20 protein-coding genes are annotated in these 18,848 nt (G+C 72.3%); 8 read left to right on the forward strand and 12 right to left on the reverse strand.

Features of this window, described 5'->3' with window-relative positions:
• Positions 1-408 precede the first annotated feature (408 nt).
• The gene (locus ACIRFL_RS41805) at positions 409-978 is read right to left on the reverse strand and encodes a hypothetical protein (protein WP_404040398.1); all 570 of its coding nucleotides are present in this window, start codon (positions 976-978) and stop codon (positions 409-411) included.
• The gene (locus ACIRFL_RS41810) at positions 879-1,694 is read right to left on the reverse strand and encodes an RNA polymerase sigma factor (RefSeq protein WP_404040450.1); all 816 of its coding nucleotides are present in this window, start codon (positions 1,692-1,694) and stop codon (positions 879-881) included. The genes ACIRFL_RS41805 and ACIRFL_RS41810 overlap by 100 nt, the downstream gene beginning before the upstream one ends.
• A 411-nt stretch (positions 1,695-2,105) precedes the next feature.
• Between ACIRFL_RS41810 and ACIRFL_RS41815 the strand changes: the two genes are divergently transcribed.
• The 3 genes from ACIRFL_RS41815 to ACIRFL_RS41825 are packed head-to-tail and all read left to right on the forward strand — an operon-like array spanning position 2,106 to position 4,019.
• Complete coding sequence (locus ACIRFL_RS41815) at positions 2,106-2,615, forward strand: phosphatase PAP2 family protein (protein WP_404040400.1); 510 nt, start codon at positions 2,106-2,108, stop codon at positions 2,613-2,615.
• Positions 2,608-3,549 (forward strand): decaprenyl-phosphate phosphoribosyltransferase, encoded by a 942-nt coding sequence (locus ACIRFL_RS41820; protein ID WP_404040403.1) that lies wholly within the window; start codon positions 2,608-2,610, stop codon positions 3,547-3,549. Before ACIRFL_RS41815 ends, ACIRFL_RS41820 begins: the two co-directional genes overlap by 8 nt.
• Positions 3,543-4,019 carry a GtrA family protein gene (locus tag ACIRFL_RS41825; RefSeq protein ID WP_404040405.1) on the forward strand — a complete coding sequence of 159 codons (477 nt, stop codon included), beginning with the start codon at positions 3,543-3,545 and terminating at the stop codon, positions 4,017-4,019. The genes ACIRFL_RS41820 and ACIRFL_RS41825 overlap by 7 nt, the downstream gene beginning before the upstream one ends.
• Positions 4,020-4,731: 712 nt before the next feature.
• On the opposite strand, the gene ACIRFL_RS41830 is transcribed toward ACIRFL_RS41825, so the two are convergent.
• The 6 genes from ACIRFL_RS41830 to ACIRFL_RS41855 form a co-directional block, all read right to left on the reverse strand.
• Positions 4,732-5,148, reverse strand: a complete 417-nt coding sequence (locus ACIRFL_RS41830; RefSeq protein ID WP_404040408.1) for an SsgA family sporulation/cell division regulator — start codon at positions 5,146-5,148, stop codon at positions 4,732-4,734.
• Between the two features lie 296 nt (positions 5,149-5,444).
• Positions 5,445-5,996 (reverse strand): DUF2637 domain-containing protein, encoded by a 552-nt coding sequence (locus ACIRFL_RS41835; RefSeq protein WP_404040410.1) that lies wholly within the window; start codon positions 5,994-5,996, stop codon positions 5,445-5,447.
• A gap of 1,704 nt (positions 5,997-7,700) precedes the next feature.
• The gene (locus ACIRFL_RS41840; RefSeq protein WP_404040413.1) at positions 7,701-8,285 is read right to left on the reverse strand and encodes an alkaline shock response membrane anchor protein AmaP; all 585 of its coding nucleotides are present in this window, start codon (positions 8,283-8,285) and stop codon (positions 7,701-7,703) included.
• Positions 8,282-9,091: a DUF6286 domain-containing protein gene (locus tag ACIRFL_RS41845; RefSeq protein WP_404040416.1), complete on the reverse strand. Its 810-nt coding sequence runs from the start codon at positions 9,089-9,091 to the stop codon at positions 8,282-8,284. Before ACIRFL_RS41845 ends, ACIRFL_RS41840 begins: the two co-directional genes overlap by 4 nt.
• Before the next feature lie 536 nt (positions 9,092-9,627).
• Positions 9,628-9,837, reverse strand: coding sequence for a hypothetical protein (locus tag ACIRFL_RS41850; protein ID WP_404040418.1), 210 nt, complete (start codon positions 9,835-9,837; stop codon positions 9,628-9,630).
• 93 nt (positions 9,838-9,930) lie between these two features.
• Positions 9,931-10,458 carry an Asp23/Gls24 family envelope stress response protein gene (locus ACIRFL_RS41855; RefSeq protein WP_404040421.1) on the reverse strand — a complete coding sequence of 176 codons (528 nt, stop codon included), beginning with the start codon at positions 10,456-10,458 and terminating at the stop codon, positions 9,931-9,933.
• 199 nt (positions 10,459-10,657) lie between these two features.
• On the opposite strand from ACIRFL_RS41855, the gene ACIRFL_RS41860 reads away from it, so the two are divergent.
• Genes ACIRFL_RS41860 through ACIRFL_RS41870 form a run of 3 tightly spaced genes read left to right on the forward strand, consistent with a single transcriptional unit; the run spans position 10,658 to position 12,230 of the window.
• Entirely contained in the window at positions 10,658-11,245 is a 588-nt protein-coding gene (locus ACIRFL_RS41860; RefSeq protein ID WP_404040424.1) for an RNA polymerase sigma factor, read from the forward strand.
• A complete protein-coding gene (locus ACIRFL_RS41865) occupies positions 11,236-11,886 on the forward strand; it encodes an Asp23/Gls24 family envelope stress response protein (protein ID WP_404040427.1) in 651 nt (216 codons plus the stop codon). The genes ACIRFL_RS41860 and ACIRFL_RS41865 overlap by 10 nt, the downstream gene beginning before the upstream one ends.
• On the forward strand, positions 11,883-12,230 hold the full coding sequence (locus ACIRFL_RS41870) for an Asp23/Gls24 family envelope stress response protein (RefSeq protein WP_404040430.1): 348 nt from the start codon (positions 11,883-11,885) through the stop codon (positions 12,228-12,230). The genes ACIRFL_RS41865 and ACIRFL_RS41870 overlap by 4 nt, the downstream gene beginning before the upstream one ends.
• A 397-nt stretch (positions 12,231-12,627) precedes the next feature.
• On the opposite strand, the gene ACIRFL_RS41875 is transcribed toward ACIRFL_RS41870, so the two are convergent.
• Positions 12,628-13,491, reverse strand: coding sequence for a hypothetical protein (locus ACIRFL_RS41875; RefSeq protein WP_404040433.1), 864 nt, complete (start codon positions 13,489-13,491; stop codon positions 12,628-12,630).
• Between the two features lie 307 nt (positions 13,492-13,798).
• On the opposite strand from ACIRFL_RS41875, the gene ACIRFL_RS41880 reads away from it, so the two are divergent.
• Positions 13,799-14,569, forward strand: coding sequence for a GntR family transcriptional regulator (locus ACIRFL_RS41880; RefSeq protein ID WP_404040436.1), 771 nt, complete (start codon positions 13,799-13,801; stop codon positions 14,567-14,569).
• A gap of 249 nt (positions 14,570-14,818) precedes the next feature.
• Here ACIRFL_RS41880 and ACIRFL_RS41885 read toward each other — a convergent pair whose 3' ends face one another.
• The 3 genes from ACIRFL_RS41885 to ACIRFL_RS41895 form a co-directional block, all read right to left on the reverse strand.
• Positions 14,819-15,475, reverse strand: a complete 657-nt coding sequence (locus ACIRFL_RS41885) for a hypothetical protein (protein WP_404040439.1) — start codon at positions 15,473-15,475, stop codon at positions 14,819-14,821.
• A gap of 218 nt (positions 15,476-15,693) precedes the next feature.
• Complete coding sequence (locus ACIRFL_RS41890; RefSeq protein WP_404040442.1) at positions 15,694-16,029, reverse strand: hypothetical protein; 336 nt, start codon at positions 16,027-16,029, stop codon at positions 15,694-15,696.
• 801 nt (positions 16,030-16,830) lie between these two features.
• Entirely contained in the window at positions 16,831-18,216 is a 1,386-nt protein-coding gene (locus ACIRFL_RS41895; protein ID WP_404040444.1) for a hypothetical protein, read from the reverse strand.
• Between the two features lie 339 nt (positions 18,217-18,555).
• On the opposite strand from ACIRFL_RS41895, the gene ACIRFL_RS41900 reads away from it, so the two are divergent.
• On the forward strand, positions 18,556-18,732 hold the full coding sequence (locus ACIRFL_RS41900; RefSeq protein ID WP_404040447.1) for a hypothetical protein: 177 nt from the start codon (positions 18,556-18,558) through the stop codon (positions 18,730-18,732).
• Positions 18,733-18,848 lie beyond the last annotated feature (116 nt).

Genomic DNA, 18,848 nt, shown 5'->3' on the forward strand with positions numbered 1-18,848 from the left:
GGACGGGGTGGGGGCGGCCGGGGGGTTGGGTGTCCCCCCTGGGTGGTGCGCGTGGGGGGCCCCGGGGGGGGGGGGGGCCGCGCCGGGGGGGGGGGGGGGCGGGGGGGGGGCCGGGGGGGTGGCCCCGCACCCCGCTCGGTATCGGCGGTGGCTGCGGTGGCTTGACGGCCGGATCGTGGGTGGTGTCACCGTCCGCTTGGGCCACCGCCCGTTGACTGTCTCTTGGGGCCGAGCCGTGTCGCGGTGGCTCGGTGGCCGGGCCGTGGGCGGCAGCACCGCCCGCTTGGGCCACCGCCCGGCGACCGTTTCTCGGGGTCGAGCCGTGTCGCGGTGGCTCGGTGGCCGTACCGCTGACGATGGCACCGGCCGCTCGGGGCACGTCCGTTGGCCGTCTCCCGAGGCGCGTTCTCATGGCGAACCCGGCCGCGGACGTATCGGGGGGATCTCCAGCACCTCCACCGTGTTCGGGCCCGCGGTGTAGTAGGCCCTGAGCACCCCCGCCTGCGCCAGCTTGTCGACACACCGGTCGCAGGGCCGCGCCAGCATGGGCACGCACGCGGCGTTGACCCGGGCCACGAACACCATGCTCACCGGAGCCCCACGGGCACGCCGGAGCGCGGCGTCCTCCGCGTGGAACGTGCTGTTGTGGTGATCGATGAGGGGCGAGTTCCGGTACTTGTTGGAACTCGCGACGACGACACGGCTGCCCGCGGCCAGCACGGCTCCCACCCGGTGGCGGCATTGTGACCGGGTGGCTTGCCGGATCGCCAGGCGGATCAAGTTCAATGGCATTCCTCGCAGTCGGAAGGTGCCCCCGTACGGCGTGGGCGGCCGTGAAGGGATCCCCCGCGGCAGAGGTGTTCGCCGGGCGGATCCGCTCAGACCGGTAAGAGATGGTTCAGTTCGTCGATCTCCCGGTACAGGCCGGCACAGGTGTCGCAGTCGCCGAGGTGCGTCATGACCTCTTCCGAACCGCATGCGCCGAGCCGGCCACGGGAGTACGCGGCGAGCCGGCCCACGTAGTACGAGCACCGGCTGGGATAGCTCTTGTCGTCCAGATGAACGGAGAGGTAGGCCTGCCGTAAGCCCTCCTTGGCCCGGTAGGCCAGGGCGGCGACACTGTTCGGGCTGATGCCCATGGTGTCGGCGATCGAGGCGGGCTGCTGGGACTGGACGATGGTGCACCACAGGATGGTTCGCCACCGGTCCGACAGGGAGGACAGCGCCTCCCGCACCAGCACGTGCTCATACTTGCGCAAGGCTTCGTTTCCGGCGGACGTCGCGTACTCCACCTCGTAGGCGCTCACGTCCGGCACGGGCACCTGGCGCCCCGAGTTCCGTCCCGATTCGGTCACCAGATTGCGCAGGACCCGCAGCAGGTAGCTGCGGAAGGAGGTGGAAGGACCGCCACCGGATCTGAGTGCCTGGAGCACCCGGAAGAACGCCTCGGCGACGAAGTCCTGTGCCGTGTACGCGTCACTGGTGTGCATGGCGGCCAGCCGGTAGGCGGCCCCACGGTGACGATTGAAGAGCTCGGCGAATGCTTCGGTGTCGCCGCTTCGAACTAATTGGGTCAACTCCTGGTCGTTGAACTTTTCTGGCGCAGGATCGGCATTCTGCTGGCCCGGTTGGCCGGCGGACGGTGCGTAGTGTCCGGCCGAAGAAGACAAGGCGGCTCCTGGATGAGGGATCATCGCGAGCGAGTTCCAGAGGTCGGATCCACGATCGGCGGGTCGGCTGCTCGATGCGGAACCGCGCACCGAGCAGCGCCGGCGCACAGCTGTCGCGTACGCCGCCGATGCGCCGTCCGAGCCTGAAGTGGGGACAGATTTGACTCAGGGCATCGGCGCAGAGGCTCCCGTGATCGCGTGAGGGATTGTCACCCCTTTATAGAGCCTTCAGATCATCCCAGATCCACCTACGCCACGCTTTCGGCGGAAGATTCGTCTTTCAGGCCCATGGAATATCGGATCATCCGACCGGATGATATGCCTGCTGTCCTGGTGCGGTGCGCCGGCGATCGCATGCCGCAGAATGGGTGATTGGTCGAATTGGTTCGAGTATTGCCGGGGTTTGGACCGCCCCGACGTGAAAAGTGAGTCCACATGGATCACTTCGACGACATGGATCACCGGATCCTTGCCGCGTTTCGTGCCCGTGGCGCCGACCCGCGCCTCGGGTCTGCCGCGCGCGGACTGTCCCTGGCCGGTGAACACGCCGCGCTCTGGCTTGCGGTGGGGCTGGCCGGGGCCGCCGCGGACCGGCCGCGGCGGACCGCGTGGATGCGCGGGACGGCGCTGGTCGCGGGCGCGCACCTGGCGAGCATGGGGGTGAAGCGGGTGGTGCGTCGTGCCCGTCCCGCGCACACGGAGCCGTTGGTGCGCACGGCGGGCCGGCACTCCTTTCCGAGTTCGCACGCGGCGTCCGCTGCGGCCGCCGCCGTGGCCTTCGGGGCGCTGGGGGTGCCGGGGCTGGCGCCGGTGGCGGCCGCGATGTGTCTGTCCCGGCTGGTCGTGGGTGTCCACTACCCGTCCGACGTCGCCGCGGGCGCGGCCCTGGGCGCGCTCACGGCCCGCGCCGGAACGCGCTGGATGCGGGGGCAGGCCCGTGACTGAGACGGCGCAGCTCGAACACCGCACGCACAGTCCGCGGCCCGAACACCCGGCGCCGGGCGGCCTCTTACGCGGGATCGTCAGAACCGCGCGCCCCCGGCAGTGGGTCAAGAACGTCCTGGTGGTCGCCGCCCCGGTCGCCGCAGGACAGTTCCTCTCGGTCCACGCCGTGGTCCAACTCTCCCTCGTCTTCGTACTGTTCACGGCGTCTGCCGCTGCGGTCTATCTGCTCAACGACGCCCGCGACGTCGAGGCCGACCGCGCGCATCCCACCAAGTGCCGCCGTCCGGTCGCCGCCGGGGACGTGCCGGTGCCGGTGGCGTACGCGGCAGGGGGCGCCCTCGCGGTCGTAGCGCCCCTGGCCGCGGCCTGGCTGACCACGCCGGCCGTCGCGGGGCTGCTCGCGGCGTATCTCGTGATGCAGTGGGCGTACTCCGTCAGTCTCAAGCATGTGCTGGTCGTCGATCTGGTGGTGGTCACGACGGGCTTCCTGATGCGCGCGATGATCGGCGGCATCGCGCTCGGGATCCCGCTGTCGCGCTGGTTCCTGATCACCACCGGTTTCGGGGCGCTGTTCATGGTGTCGGCGAAGCGGTACTCCGAGGCGCTTCAGATGGCCGGGAAGGCCGGCGCCACGCGGGCGCTGCTGAGCGAGTACACGACGGGCTATCTGCGCTTCGTGTGGCAGCTGGCCGCCTCGGTCGCCGTCCTCGGCTACTGCATGTGGACCCTGGAGGACGGCGCCGCGCACACGGGCGTGCTGCCGTGGCGGCAGCTGTCGATGGCCGCCTTCATCCTCGCGGTGCTCAGATACGCCGTCTTCGCCGATCGCGGCACCGCGGGTGAGCCCGAGGAGGTGGTCCTGCGGGACCGGGCCCTGGCCCTGATCGGACTGGCGTGGCTGGTGCTGTACGGCCTGGCGGTGGCCCCTTGGTGAGCCGGCGTGAGCTGCTGGGCTTCGCCGGGGTCGGTCTGCTCGGGTACGCCGTCGACCTGGCGCTGTTCCTGTGGCTGGGCGGGCCCGCCGGCCTCGGCCCGCTGACCGCGAAGGCGCTGTCCTTCGCGGCGGGTTGCACGGTCGCCTACGTCGGCAACACGCTCGGTACCTACCGGCACACGGGGACCAGGGGCCTGCGCTCGTACGCCGTCTTCCTGGCGGTGTACGTGGCCGGTGCCCTCGTCCAGCTGCTGTGTCTCGCCGTCAGCCACTACGGCCTGGGCCTGACCTCGCAGCGTGCCGACACCGTCTCGGGCGCCGGGATCGGCATGGCGCTGGCGACCGTCCTGCGCTTCTGGGGCGTACGGGCCCTGGTCTTCGGTGGCGCGGGCGGAACACACACATTGGACGCCCCGCCGGGCGACGCGGAGGTGGTGGAAACCGCGAGGTACGGCTCGGTCGGACCGTAGCTGAAAACCCCGTCGAACGCCCTTCGAATTCGCTGGGAAAATGTTCGAGGAATTCGGTCGGGCGGCAGGTGAATAGCGGAGGGTCGTCGATGTGGCGGCAGCGAAACGCGTGATAGTCTCGGCGAGTCAAATCCGGGTGGTACTCGTTTCCTCCGGAGAGGCGGCTCCGTGCTGCCGGAACAGGGTGTCCGCGAATGTGATGCGCCAGATGTGTCTTCATGTCTGCCGTATGTGATTCAGGTGCCCTGAAGAATAATTGACACCCCATAAAGAGCTGACTGATTGCTGGACGGACAACCCGGTACGGGTTCTTTTCAGCTGTGTCGGTCGGCGGACTGAGTTTCCCGGTCCAGTGAGTGGAGAGGGCTGAGCCGGGAACAGGAGTGGTGCTTTGCTCCGAGAGCACCACTCCGCCGCCAGTAGCCCGGAGTTGCCCATGTCTCCGGGCTACTGGCATGTCGGCTGTTCCCGGACCGGTGTGTGGGGCCTTCTGCCCGCGCCGATGGACAGCGGCCACCTGCCGCAGGCAGAGGGAACAGTGGAACAACGGGAACGTGCGAGGTCAGGCAGGTGCGACCCGGCCGTCCCACGCTCTCTACCCGAGGCCCGCGAAGGGAACGCCGGGCCGGCGGCCGGGACCTGACGGGGCGTGGCGCCCCGGGTCATCGGTCCGCGGCCTTCCGGCGCCACCGATCGGGGGCGCCGGAAGCCGTCAGGCCTCGCCCAGCAGGGCGGCCAGCCCCCTGTCGAGAGCGGGCTCCACATCCTCGCTGCCACGGTCGACCAGCGCGTACGAACGCAGCAGGAAACGACGCAGCACAGAGGTGTCGAACTTGGCCACGGCCCTGCCCTCGGCGCCCCGGAACTCCATGATCGTGTAGGCGGGGCCGCAGGGCCAGATGTACACGTCCCCGATGCCGGCGGGCTGGTACAGGCCCTGGGCCAGCAGTTCGCGGGCGAACGTCCAGGTCATGTCCCTGTCGTCCGGGGACACCAACGACGGGAAGTCGATGTGCACCGCCAGCGGATCGGCGCGGCCGTAGCGCAGGGCCACGGGGATCAGAACCTGCTGGTTGGGCGCGGCGATCAGCCGGGCACCGGCGGCCTGCCTGAGCATGCCGTCCGTCACCGGGCTCCCCGCAAAGCCCCAGCCGGGCAGGCGCCGGCCCGCCTCCGGGGCTCGCCGGTGCGCCCGTTCATGACGCGTGAATCTGAACATGGAGATGAGGTGTGTGTCTTTCTGTGGGTACGGCACCACCGGGCGGTGCGCACGGCGGAGGGCCTGCTGATCCCCGCGGGCTGTTCCCCCTCGTCGCCATGAGCGCGGACGAGGGGTGCCCGGGTCTCGTAGGGGCTGACCTCGCGTGTTCCCGTTGTTCCGGTGTTCCCCTTGTTTGAGCGTGGCGCCTGCGCATGCGGTGCGCGTCAGTGACGGACGGGGCCCCGCTTCGGGCTGTGCAGGGCGTGCTGGGGGTGGTACCGGTAGGAGAACTGACTGACCAGCTCCTGGAAACAGGCCAGCGCGGTGAGCGGTGGAATTCCGGCGACGGCCATCATCAGCAGGGACTTCGAGGAGTTTCCGACGCAGAGCGCGACCGACCCGACGGAGGCGGTCACGATGACGGTCCAGGACCAACGGGCGGTACGGCGCTGGAGGGACGCCCGCATGATGGACAGGCCCGCCGCGAGCCAGGGCCCGTACAGCATCCACGGCCACCAGCGTGCCAGCGTCTGCGGCATGAACAAGGAGGCCACGGCGCGCAGTTGCTCGTACGAATAGGAGATGGACCAGCCCAGCATGGTCATGGCGCACACGATGATGGCCGTGAGCAGGAGGGTGGTCGGCCTGATCCTGGGCCGGCCGGCATGGCTGCGGTTCCTCGCTCGGGCCGCCCGTTGGTGGGTCGGAGCGCGGTAGGCGCCGTGCCCGGACGGGCTGGAGTAGGCGGGATCCATGCCGGATTCCATGTTCAGCATGTGAGCCAGTTCCGCGTCGAGATCCCAGCCACCTCCCGCCGTTGTCGTCTCAGGGGTGTGCTGACACCAATGCGCCTGAATCGCGTTGCACTGCTCGCAGTACGGAGCGGACGGCGCGTCGTATCCGACGTTCTGGGTGAACTGGGTGCCATAGGGATCCCACCTGTCCCGGATCTCATCCATGTGCGCCCGCATTCATCGAGTCGGGCTCCGACCTGAGGGTCCTGTCGAGCAGATTCTCCAGCAGCACCGCGCACCGCCGGAGACGGGCCCGCACTGCGGCCGGATCCAGCCACGACCCGCCGTATCCGAAGGAGTTCGGATCAACCGGTGTGGGGGGCATCCGTTTCTGACGCGCACAGACCGTTTCATTCCAAGTCACGGTCACCTAACGAGCGTCATGAGCCTCAAGACATCCAGCTTTCGAGGGACATCCTGCCGTGTTATTACCGGCTCGACAGATCAGATGTGACCAACGAACGGCCACCGCGACGGGCCGGTTGAGACGTTGGCGAGAGAGCAGCCGGATGAGGGCGGCTACGGCGCGGATCCGGCGGGCGGTCGTGATCGCCTCCCGCTTCCGGCTGGGGGTGCGGTGGGCGGTGGACCGGGCCCCTGTTTTGGGCGGGGCGCTGCCCGCCGGCGCGGATCAGCTGAGGCGTTGATGCGGGTGCTGGCGGATGCGGGGCGGATCCCGGTGCCGGGGTGGGCGTGATTGCCTGCCGTGCTTTCGGCGGGCAGCCCGTGCTGGTGTGCGGCTGTGTCGTCGTGGGTGGGGTGTCCGGTGTGGGAGGCGAAGGGCTGCCGTGGTGGGTCAGTTGAGGCGTTGGTGAGAGAGCGGCCGGATGAGGGCGGCTGCGGCGCGGATCCAGGGGCCGAGGGCGGTCGTGATCGCCTCCCGCTTCCGGCTGGGGGTGCGGTGGGCGGTGGACCGGGCCCCTGTTTTGGGCGGGGCGCTGCCCGCCGGCGCGGATCAGCTGAGGCGTTGATGCGGGTGCTGGCGGATGCGGGGCGGATCCCGGTGCCGGGGTGGGCGTGATTGCCTGCCGTGCTTTCGGCGGGCAGCCCGTGCTGGTGTGCGGCTGTGTCGTCGTGGGTGGGGTGTCCGGTGTGGGAGGCGAAGGGCTGCCGTGGTGGGTCAGTTGAGGCGTTGGTGAGAGAGCTGGCGGATGCAGGGGCGGAATCGGTGCCGGGGCCTGGGGGGCCGCTGTCTGTTTCATCGAGGTGGGACCGCGACCCCGGGCAGCTGCCCAGAGCTGTGAACCAGTGGTGCCCACGCCGCCCCGCACCCCGGCCGTCGGAAGGCGCGCCCGCCCCCGCGGAGCCGGCCGGAATGGCGCGCTCGGGCCTGGCGGGCGCGGCCCGCGTCGCTGTGAGGGGTGATCGGCATGCCGGATGGGGATCGGTTGCGTACCGCAGTGGGCTATGCGGCTGGCCGCGGAGATGTGGACACTCTGAATGCGCTGTTGGCTGAAAGTGCCGATCCGGGGGTCTGCCGATGCCGAGGGCTGGGCCCAGTTGCCCATGGCGCTGCCTTGCGGGGGCCGAGGGCGGCCCAGCCCGGGCAGCCCATGTCCCTCGGTACGGCCGGTGGCAGGGCCCCGATCGAGACCGGTCGCTCGACCATGACCAGCCGTGGCTGTTGAGGCGCCGGTGCCGATACCGCGGGTACGGGGCGGTGTGGTGGGCAGCACGGGCCGTGCGTCAGTTGACGCGCTGGTGGGGGTGTCGGTGGACGCGGATACGGATCTCGGTGTTGAGCTGCCGCGGGGCTACCGCCTCCCGCGCTTCCGGCAGGGTGTGCGTACTGATGTGCGACAGTACCGCCGCGGGTGAGGCATCCGGGGCCAGAACGAGATGCATACGGACCCGGAGCCGGCCGGGCCGGCCGAGGAGACGGACACGTACCTGCGTCACCCCGGGCACGGACCGCGTGCTTCGTGCCACGGCCCGGGTGAGGGCGGCACCGTCGAGGGTGAGCCCGTCACCGTACAGCGGCAGGGCGCGCACACGACCGCTGCGGACCTGGAGGACGCACCACCCCAGACACAGCAGCAGCGCGGCGGCGAGCGCCGTCACCACCACCGGCGCCCACCAACCGTGCTCGCGCCAGCGGGCGAGCGCGTCACGGTCCACCCAGACCGTTCCGGAGGCGGCCACGGGCCACCAGGACGGCATCCGGTCGTGACCGACGACTTCGGGGACCCCGAGCGTGATCCCCGCCGCCGCCAGGGGAAGGCCGGCGCAGACCAGCACGGCCCTGTTGACGCCGCTGCGCAGCCGGTTCACGACACACCGCTCCCCGGCCGCGGCGGGCTCCCCGGGCTCACACGGTCGTGCCGTCCAGGATCGTGCCAATCCGGCGCGGTACGTACCCGCACCCGCGGGCGGGGCGTACGGCCCAACCCGCACGCGCCGAGGGCCTGGTCGACGGTGGTCACCACCTGCCGGTGCGCGACCTCCCGGTCACCGAACTCGACGGCGGCCCGGATCCGCGCCCGCCGACGCCTGACCCGAACCCGCACCTGGGAGATCCCGGACACGTCCGACACGGCGTCACGCACCACCGCCTGCGCCGCCGACCGGTCGAGCGTCGCACGCACACTCCCGTCGGCGGTGCGCATCGCGAGCGAGCGACGCCGGCCGGGTGCCACCGCGAGCAGCACCATCGCGACGCCGAGCACGGTCATGGCGGCGCTCAGCGCCACCGGGAAGCCGCCGGGGCCGTGGTTGGACAGCCAGGTGAGCGCACGCGACCGCCAGGGCGCCGCGGTACGCCCCGCCAGCCGCACGCACAGGACGTCGTACAGCAACGTCGCGCAGGCCGACAGGCCCACGAGCGCCGCCAGCGCCGCGGGCACTCGCCGCTCCGACCACGGGCGCCGCGCCGGACCGCCGGCCGTGTCGGGCGTGGCCAGGGTCGCCGGTCCGCCCGGCAGGGCCCCGGCAGACGGGGTCAGAGCGCGCACCCTGACCCGGGGGCGCGCGACCGCGAGTCCGGTGAGCGCGGCCGTGCGGCGCGCCACATGCCGCCGCACCCGGTGGCCGGACTTCGCGATACCGGCCCGGTAGGGGAGCGTGAGAGCGACCGACACCGTGGCCCGGCCACCGCGCGTCCCCACCTTCGCGTTGACGGCCCCGACGTCTCCCGGGGGCAACGCTTCGCGCGCGGCATGCTCGGCGATGCGACGCACCGCTCGGTCACTGACGACGGTCCGCCCACGCTCCCCGGCCCCGACAAGGCCCGCCCCGGCCTTCCCTGCACCCGCCCCGACCCCAACCATGCCGACCCCGGCCGTGACCGCGCCCGCCCCGGCCGTATCGGAGCCGTTCCCGGCCATGCCTGTGCCCGCCTCGGTGCTGTGCGTCCCGGCCGTACCTGAGCCCGCCCCGGCGGCACCCGAGCCCACCCCGGCCGCGCCCGCGCCCGCCCCTGCCATATCCGTGCTCGCCCCTGCCCTATCTGCGCCCGCCCCGGCCGTATCCGAGTCCGTTCCGGCCGTATCCGAGCCCGTCATAGCCGCACCCGTGCGCGCCCCCGCCGTATCCGAGCCCACCCCAGCCGCACCCGAGCCCATTCCGGCTCCGTCCGAACCCGGGCCCGGCGTGCCCGAGTTGGTTTCCGGCGTGGTCATCGGGGCCTGCCCGGGCCGTGGTCGTCGTGTTCGGCGTCACGGGACCCGAAGAACTCCGGCCGAACGGTCCCCGTGTCGAGGAAACGGCCCGCGATCCAACCGACCGCCCCCATCCCGGCGACCAGCAGGAACGCCCTGAACCCACCGAACCAGCCCGCGTAGCCGAGGGCCATGCCCACCAACAACCCTGTCTCGGCTCTGCTCATCGCGCCGCCCGCCTCCGTCCGTCTCCTCGGCCTCCTCGGCGCCCCGCCCGGCCCGGCCCGGCACCGGCGGCGCACCCTGCCCGTACGGGCCCGTCACTCCACACGTGCGTCCGCCGCGCCGCTCGTGTCGTCGTCGGGCAGGTGCACGTCGTCGACGGCCACCTGCACCTCGACCACCTCAAGCCCCGTGATCCGCTCCACGGCGGAGATCACGTTCGCCCGTACCTCGCGCGCGACCTCGGGAATGGGCACCCCGTACTCGACGACCAGGTTCAGGTCGACGGCGGCCTGCCGTTCACCGACCTCGACCTTCACCCCGCGCCCCACGTTCGGCCGCCCGCCCGGCACCCGGTCACGGACCGCGCCGATCGTGCGGGACAGACCACCGGCGCCCATGTCGTACACGCCGGGCACCTCACGCGCCGCCATGCCCGCGATCTTGACCACCACGACGTCGGCGATGGTCGTCCTGCCCCGCTCCTCCGCGGCCCGCTTCTCGCCGCCCCGCCCGGCCGCGGCCGGCGTGGTCTCGCCGGCTCCGCCGAGCACCGCGGTCAGGCCGGGAACCGGGCCCGAACCGCCCGCACCCGCCCCTGTCGGATTGGACTCCTGTGCCGTCATCGGTGTGCCTCCTGGATCAATGTCCCTGTGCGCGGTCACCTACTTGGACACGTCTACTGACGTTTCATTACGCGATGCCCGTGATTCCCCCCTTCGTACAGGCAGCCTTCCGCTGCCGCGTAACGCGCACGGCGACGCCGTGTCATACGGCCGAGGGGAGGAGTCGGATGGGGACGGGCCGAACGAGAGGAGACCACCAGTGCCGGGGCACCGGGACAGCCCGACGGACGCCGAGGACGACGGCGAACGGCACGAGGACGCCTTATTGGCGGTACGGGCAGGAGAGGGCGACGAGGAGGCCTTCGAGATACTGGTGCGCCGCCACGGCCCCGGGCTGCTGCAACTGGCCACGCGGCTGCTCGGCAACAGGACCGAGGCGGAGGACGCCGTACAGGACGCCTTCGTCAGCGCCTGGCGCAAACTGCCGGAGTTCCGCGGCGACTCCGCGTTCGGCACGTGGATGTACCGGATCGTCACCAACCGGTGCCTGAACGTGCTGCGCGGACGGCGCCCGGTGGCCGCGCTGGACGCGGTGCCCGAACCCGCGGCACCCGAACACCAGGCGTCCCCGGCGCGGGTGGCGGAGGCGCACGCCGCCGTCGAAGCCCTGTCGCGGGCGATGGCCGTCCTGTCGCCCGAGCAACGGGTGTGCTGGGTACTCAGGGAGTTGAACGGACTACCGTACGAGGCAGTGGCCGACATGGTCGGAATCAGTCAGGAGGCGGTCCGTGGACGCGTCTTCCGCGCGCGGCGCCAGCTGACGGAGGCGATGGTCGCATGGCAATGAACGCGGACCCGAACTCCGGCTCGGCCGACGCGACCCGCGGCGAAGAGGTATCCGGGGACGAACTGCTGCCCTGCGGCCGGAAGTTGGAGGATGTGTGGCGCCAGTGGGAGCAGGGCTCCACCGACCCGCACACGCATACCTGCCCGCACTGCTCCGCCGCGCTGCACGACCTGGACCGGCTCCAGGACGTCGTACGGCGGGCGAGGGCGGAGGAGCCGCCCCAGGAGGACGCCGGAGCGCTCGTCGAGCGTGTGATGGACGTCGTACGCCTCGAACTGCGCCCCGGCCGTACGCTCCCGCTGGGCACCCTGGCGGAGGACGACTGGATCGTGGAGGCCGCGGCCGCCAAGGTGCTGCGCTCGGCGGCCGATACCGTGCCCGGTGCGCGAACCGGCAGTTGCCGGATCGCCCCGGCCGGCTCCGGCGCGGCGGCGTCCGCGCGGCGGACACGCGGGCCGGTGGCGGTGCGCGTCGAGGTCGTGGTCGCCGCGACGGTCAACCTTCAGCGGGTGGCGGAGCAGGTGCGGGAAAGGGTGTTCGGTGCGGCGGACGAACTGCTGGGCATGGAGGTCGGCTCGGTGGACGTGACCTTCACCGACGTCCTGCACGAAGGCGATCTGGCGGAGGGAGGAACGAGGTGATAACGGACGGTGTGCCCGCGGAGTTGACCGAGCGGATCGCCCAGGCGGTCGCGGACGTGCCCGGCGTGGCGTTCCTGCGGCCCGGACTGGCGGGACTGCTGCGCTCCTCCGTCGCGGCGCGCGCGACAGGGCGCCGGGCGAACCCCGAGGCGAGCCGGGCGAGGTCCGCCGTGCGGGTCGGACGCGGAAGCGCGCCGGGCACCCTGACGGTCGAGGTCAGCGTCGTCCTGCGGCGCGGCCACCGTGCCGTCGACGTGACGCGCGCGGTGCGGGCCGCGGTGCGGGCCGCGGCCGGGGACCGGTCGCCGACCCGGGTCACGGTGACGGTCACCGGCCTGGTGTGACCGCACCGACACCCCCCTTGTCCTGCCCGCCCCAACGAACGAGCAGGGCAGGGCCGTTCACCACGGAGGTCGCGAGCGGAGCCGAGAACTCGGCCGTACGCGCCCCCCCGGCGGTCGCGAGCCATGCGACAGCGGCCGTGCCGGCGGTACCACCTGCACCGCACGTACCGCCGCACGGCAGGTGCCGCCTGCACCGCAATTCCGCACGGCCACCGCCGGCCCGCGCCGACCAGGACGACGCCTGCGGCTTCCGTTGAACACCCGGTCCCGCAGACCCACCCCTGAAGGACCTGAGGATTACAGCGCGTTGGGGCGCCGCACCCCTGCCGGGACGCCCAGTGCGGGCTGCGGCCCGCGGCCGGTTCCACCGCGCCGCTTCGCCGTGGTGCTGGGCCTCCTACGAGGGGGTACGTGCCGCCGGCAGGCGGGCTCGGACGAACTTGCCCTGGCCGTCCGGGGCGGGCCGCCAGCTCACCTCGGCGCCCAGGAGCCGTGCCTCCCGCAGCCCGTTGCCCAGCACTCCGGCGATGGCGGCCGCGCTGTTCCGGAAGTCGGGGCGCGGATCCCCCACCTCCACCAGCAGCCCGTCGGACTCGCTCAGCGTCAGCCGTACCCGCATGCGCGCGTCCGCGTCGCCGGCGGGTTGGGCGTGTACGACGGCGTTGTAGGCGAGCCGGGCGAGGACATCGCCCGCGACAACGATGTCACCGGGCCAGCTCCGTAAGGTCAGATAGCCGCGGGCCGCCTCCCGTGCCTGCTGCACGCTGAGCGGGTGCAACGGGTAGGAGCGGCGCCAGTGCGCACCGACCGGCCAGCGCAGTGCACGGCGGAAGGCGGCGCCCTCCAGCGCCCGGACGGGCCGCAGCGGCAGCCTCGCGTGCCCGGCACGGGGGTACGCGCACACCGCGAAGGCGGGCAGCCCCAACAGCCAGCTGTGCAGCACGTCCCGGTCTCCGGTGTGCCGCGCGACCACACGCTCATCGGGGACGACGAGCCCCGTGGCCGCGCCGGTGCCCAGCAGATGCTGGACGGCGCGCCAGCCGGTGCGGTGCCAAAGGGGCGCGTCGAGCGGCGCCAGGTCGTACACCTTGTGCACGACGGTCCACCCCTGCCGGATGGCGAACTCCCGCAGCCCCATGAGCGCTTGAGTTGCGGCCCGGGAATCCGGGCTGCTTGTGTAGAGCGCGACGTGCGCCCGGTCAGGGACGGTGCCGACCAGCTCTCGCTGTGGCACGGGGGTGGTCGAGGCGGCACGTGTCATCGCGTGGACTCCAGGGACTAACAGATGTTCGAACTGTGCAGGGGCGGTACGAAGAGGGTGCGGACGCGCGGCACCGCGGCCGTCCGGAGCCGGGACGCCGACGCGCCCCCGGACCCCTGACCCGGGTGCCCGGCCGGCCGCGGCGCACGCCGAGTGCGAAGGCGCGGTCACGGCCCCCGCGATCCACGCGTCCACGTATCCCCTCCGCATATGCCCGGTGACTTAACGCAGTTCTAATGCATTAGCTCGTCGGCCGGGGTTCAAACGCCACACTTTGCAGACCGCCAACCGAGTACGGAGTCTTCACATGGGGCACGATGACCCGCCGCGACACCAGGTGGTCGCCGACGACCTGCGCCGTCGCCTCGCCCGCGGCGACTGGCCCGTCGGCGCGAAACTTCCCTCCCGCGCCCGCATGGCCGAGGAGTACGGGGTCAACCCCAACGTCATGCAGAAGGCACAGGAGCGCCTGATCATCGAGGGCTACCTGGAAGGACGCGCCGGTTCCGGCACCTACGTGGCCAGGCCCCGTGAGCGCCGCCGCATGATCCGTTCCCGGCCCCGTAAGCCGGCCGGCGGCGTCACCTTCACGGGCGGCATGGCCGAGCCGGACCACGTCGGCGTGTGGCAGGCACGATCCCAGGTACGCACGGCCGCGCCCGACCACATCGCCCGGCGGCTCGGTATCGCGCCCGGCGACCCGTGCGTACGCACCGGCTACGAATTCATCGCGGACGCCCTGACCTCCCAGTTCGCCGTCAGCTGGGAACCCGCGCCCGCGGTCATGAGACCCACGGTGCCGTCGCAGCGGCGGCCCGACACGAGCGGGGCCGTGGCCGGGCGGCTCCGTGCGAAGGGCATCGACATCGTCACCGCGGTCGAGGTGCCGCGCCCGGCCCGCGCCACCCGGGAACAGGCCGACCTGCTCGGCATCGGCCTCGGCGATCTGATCCTCGTCATCGAGCGGACGTACTACGACAGCGACGGCCGCGCGGTGGAGACGACCGACCTCGTCGTCCCCGACGTGCGCTGGGAAGTGGCCTACGAACTCGCCGTCGCCGGACCCGAGTCCCGCTGACCGCGGGCCGCACCGGCCGGGGTCGGACCGCCCGGGGCCGGACGGGCGGGGGTCGCACCGAGGCATGACAGGGCCTCCCGGCCGCTCGGGGGATGCGGGGCGGAGGCCGTACGGGAGGCCCTGGTACCGCAGTTGTACGCGTTCTCCGCGCGATGTCCAACTCGCTGCCACGATCGTGTGCACACCTCGCGCACACGTACGGAAACCGTGGCAAGGGGGCGTGTCAGCGGACGGGGCCGGATCGCACGGTCAGTGCAGGAACCGGTCCACCGCCGCCACGACGGGCCGCCGCTTCAGCACGGGCCCAGGACCGAGGATCACGCCGTGGCTGATCGTGACGCTCACCGGGCCGATGTCGTACGCGCCGTTCTCCTCCAGCTGCTGCCGCGCCTCGGCGGGGACGCAGTCCAGCCCGAGTTCGGCGGCGGCCACGCTCAGCGCGCCCATCGCGATGACAAGGGCCTCCTTCGCCCTCGGACCGCCCAGCAGGACCGTCGTGCCGCCCCCGGTGTGTCCGACCTCCACCCGGTACGTCGCGATCGCGTCGTGCAGGTACTCCTCGGCGTCCAGGCCCACGGACTCCACGACCCGCGCGACGATCCGGTACACGCTCTCGGCCGCCGCCCGCAGATCCAGTTTGGCGCCCAGTTGGTGTGCCTTCAGCCACGGGGCCGTCTTCGGGGACAGGGGTGTCGACTGGTAGACGCCCCAGCCCCGGATGTTGACCTCCAGACGGTGGGTGCTGGGGCCGTCCGAGGCGAGCCACACGTCCGTGACGCCGAGGGCGCCGAAGACGTTGTGCGTGCTCATGAACTCGATCAGCCGGGTGGCCGTCATGAGGTTCTCGTTGGACTCGGGCACCAGGTCTTTGATCAGCTCGCGAACAGCCCGCTCGTGGAACTTCACTGCTCCTCCCAACTCGTCACGCGCGAAAGGTTCGTTCGAGGCCGGACAGCCGGCGGGGGAGCCACGGCGGACGAACCGCCGTGGCCGCGCCCACACCCTCGCGACGTGTGCCCGGGCGCCCCTATACAGATGCGGCTGGGCGCCGAGCATGACGTCACCGGGCCCTGGCGGGGTGCCGGTGCGGACGGTGTGCCGGGCCGGCCGCCCCGGCCCTTCGGCTACCTCGTCGGGACGAGCGGCGGGCCGGGGTACCACTGGCCGCCGACCGCCAGGAACGGTGGCGGGGAGGCGGCCACGGAGACGCCCCCGCGGGTGCCGCGGCCGGTGAGCTGCCGGGGTACCGGGAGGGGGTGGGTGTGCAGGGGATGGGTCTGCAGGTGGTGGGCCTGCTCCAGGGGCCGTGAGGTGTGGTCCAGCGGGGCGTGGCCGTGGCAGAAGGGCGCGGAGCAGACGTCCTGCGGACCTTGCTCACCGGGGACGTACCGGAAATCCGCACGCCACTGTGCGTACAGGGCGTCGTAGATCGGGGTACGGGAGTCCGGAAGGGGGTTCATGGTTGGTCAACGCGAGAACCGGCGATCGCGATGTCTGCCGTACGGGTGCATTCCCGGCCCTTCCCGCAACAATCACCCACTCCGTCACCCCGAAAACCGCCTGGGTCCGGGCCGACCTGGACAGCGGAGAGGAAGCCCGAGTTGGCGACGGCCGGCCCCCTTGGCCGGCACACGGTCGGGCGGCCCGCCGCCTGCTGGCACTCCCGGCACCGCGGGCGTTCGAGCCGTGCCCGGGCTCGGTGTACGTGAGTCGATGCCGCGCGCCGGGACGGCGGCGCGGTCCGCGGTGCGGGCGGAGGCTCGGCAGGAGTGCGCGGTACGGCGCTGCGCTGCGCGCTGTCGCGGGAGCTGGTGTCGGGGTGGCAGGCGTCGTCCGCCGGGATGCCCGGCGCCGCGGCGGGTCCGGGGTGCGATGTGCTCTGGTCGCCCGACACGGATGCCTGATACGGGCGTTCGTGCCGCGCCCGCGCGCGGTGTACGTGAATCGATGCCGCACGCCGGGACGGCGGCGCGGTCGGTCGGGTGGGCGGTGGCCGGGGCAGGGGGCGTGGCAGGGCGGCAGGTGTCGCCTGCCACCGAGCCCGAGCCCGAGCCCCTGCCGATCGCCGTCGCCGCACGATGCCACTACGGCCGCCCCGGCCACGTCGCCCGGCCACGTTGCTGGGCCGCTCCGGCCGGCCAAGTCGCCCCGCCGCGCCCTCCGGTCACGCTGCTCGGCGGGGCGGCGCAGCCCAGGTGGGTGCGTCGGACTGGTTTCAGCTTGTTCGGCCGTGCCGGGTGTCGCTCGGTCGCCGGGGGGGGTCAGCCGAGGATTCGGCGGCCGAGGTGGTCCAGGACTCCGCCGAGCCGGGCCGTGGCGGTGGTCAGGAGGGAGGTGGAGCGGGCGGGAGACGAGGTGTGCGGTGTGCCGGAGCCCGTCTCGGTCCGCGGGGGCGCACTGTCCGGTGTGGAGCCGGCGGCCGGGTGAGTGGCCGAGGGCACCGGCTCGGGGACGTGAACGCCGCTGTCCGGCTCGGGGAGTTGCTGCGGAGGGGGAGCGTCGTGGCCGTCGGCCGAAGGCCGCTCCGCCCCTGTCCCCGCGCCCGCGGACGGCCTCGGGGGCGTGGACGGCCCGCCCTTGACGCCTCCGGACGTGACGGTCCCGGTCGTGCGGCCGCCGGCCGGACGGACGGCGTTGCCACCCTGGCCCGTGCGCCCGGACAGCGCGGCCTCCACCACCTGCCCCGCGGGCGCGGACGGTGCGGTCCCGCCGTTCACACGACCGCCGGAGCCGGTGCCGCCGTTGTCCACGGCAGGCACCGCGGGCATGGCAGGCATGCCGGGCATCGCGGGTAGGGGCATGGCCCCGACCGTGTGCCCGGTGATGTAGACGGAGTTCCACGCCAGCACGTCGCGCAGATAGACGTCCGAGGGGTTGTAGCTGAGGATGGCCCGGCTCAGCTGCTGCGGATCGCTGAGGTCGCGGTTGTCGGCGCACAGATAGGCGGCCGCCGTCGTGGTGGCGTCGAAGATGTTGTTGGGATCGGCGTCGAGCGTCGGCCGGGTGGTGGTGCCCCAGCGTTTCCACGTCGAGGGGATGAACTGCATGGGCCCGACCGCCCGGTCCCAGGTGGTGTCGCCATCGAACTTCCCCTGGTCGGAGTCGCGCAGCGCGGCGAAGGGCCCGCCGTTGAGCACCGGCCCCAGGATCGGGGACGTCGTAAAGCCCTCACTGGTGAGGGCGCCGTTCCTCGCGTGGTTCGACTCGACCTGGCCGATCGCGGCGAGCAGCGTCCACGGCAGATGGCAGCCGGGCGTCCGGGCCGCCTGCTCGTCGGCGGCGCGCTGATAGGCCTCGAACGCCAGCGCCGGGATGTCCGAGTGCGCGGCGTCCGCCGGAACGGTGACCGGGACCGCGCCCGGACGCACCGCTTTGCCTTCCTCTTCCTCGTCGGCGGGGGCCTCCTTCGGCGCGGGCTCCGCATCGCCGAAGTCCGGGGCCGCCGGGGCGGGCGCCGGGTCGGGTTGTGCGCCGGCCGCGGGGGGATACGCCGAAAGGGTCTTGGGCGGTGAGAACGACGTGGAGATGGCTCCCACCGCGCATGCCAACGCCGTTGAGATCAGGATGATGCGCCGGGCGCGGCGGCCACGGTCCTTCCCGGCCTCCGAGGCCGCAGGCTCACCAGAAGACGAACCGGTGTCGGACATGATGAAATCCCTCCGCTCGTACGGTGTTTGCAGGCGATCGACTCACCGCGCTTGTCCCGCTGTTCTGCCTAGAGGTCGGGAATGTAGGGATATGACTCGGTGAGTCCGATATTGAGGTCAAACCTCACTCAGTCGGACTGCCCTTGCCCGCAGGTGATTTGGAGTTCGTCCCGGCCGCGGCCCGCCGCTTCGGCACGGCCCCGCTCCGGTCGTCGCATGCACGCGTCATGTCCGTGCCGACGGGGCCTCTGTCTTGTAGAGGGCGCCGCGTCGGCGGGGATCGTGCACCCGCCCGCGGCGCCCGGGAAACGCGTGACACCGGGAAGGGAGTAGACGGCCATGTACGGAGGCCCCGGCATCGGCAAGGGCATCGGAGGCGCTGTCGGGGGAGGTGGGGCACTCGCCGCGACCGGGGGACAGACGGAGATCTTCGTCGTGCTGGCCGTCGTGCTGTTCGTCGTCGGCGCCCTGCTGCTGCGGTCCTCGTCGTTGAAGCACCGCAAAAAACGCCCCTGAGCAAGAGAAAACCGGGTGGGGGGGGGGGGGGGGCCCCCCCCCCCCCCGGGGTGGGGGGGGGGGGCCCCCCGGGGCCCCCCCCCCCCCCCCCCCAGCGGCCCCCCGGGGAGCACCCC

Source organism: Streptomyces sp. NPDC102462 (assembly GCF_044765425.1).
Classification (GTDB): domain Bacteria; phylum Actinomycetota; class Actinomycetes; order Streptomycetales; family Streptomycetaceae; genus Streptomyces.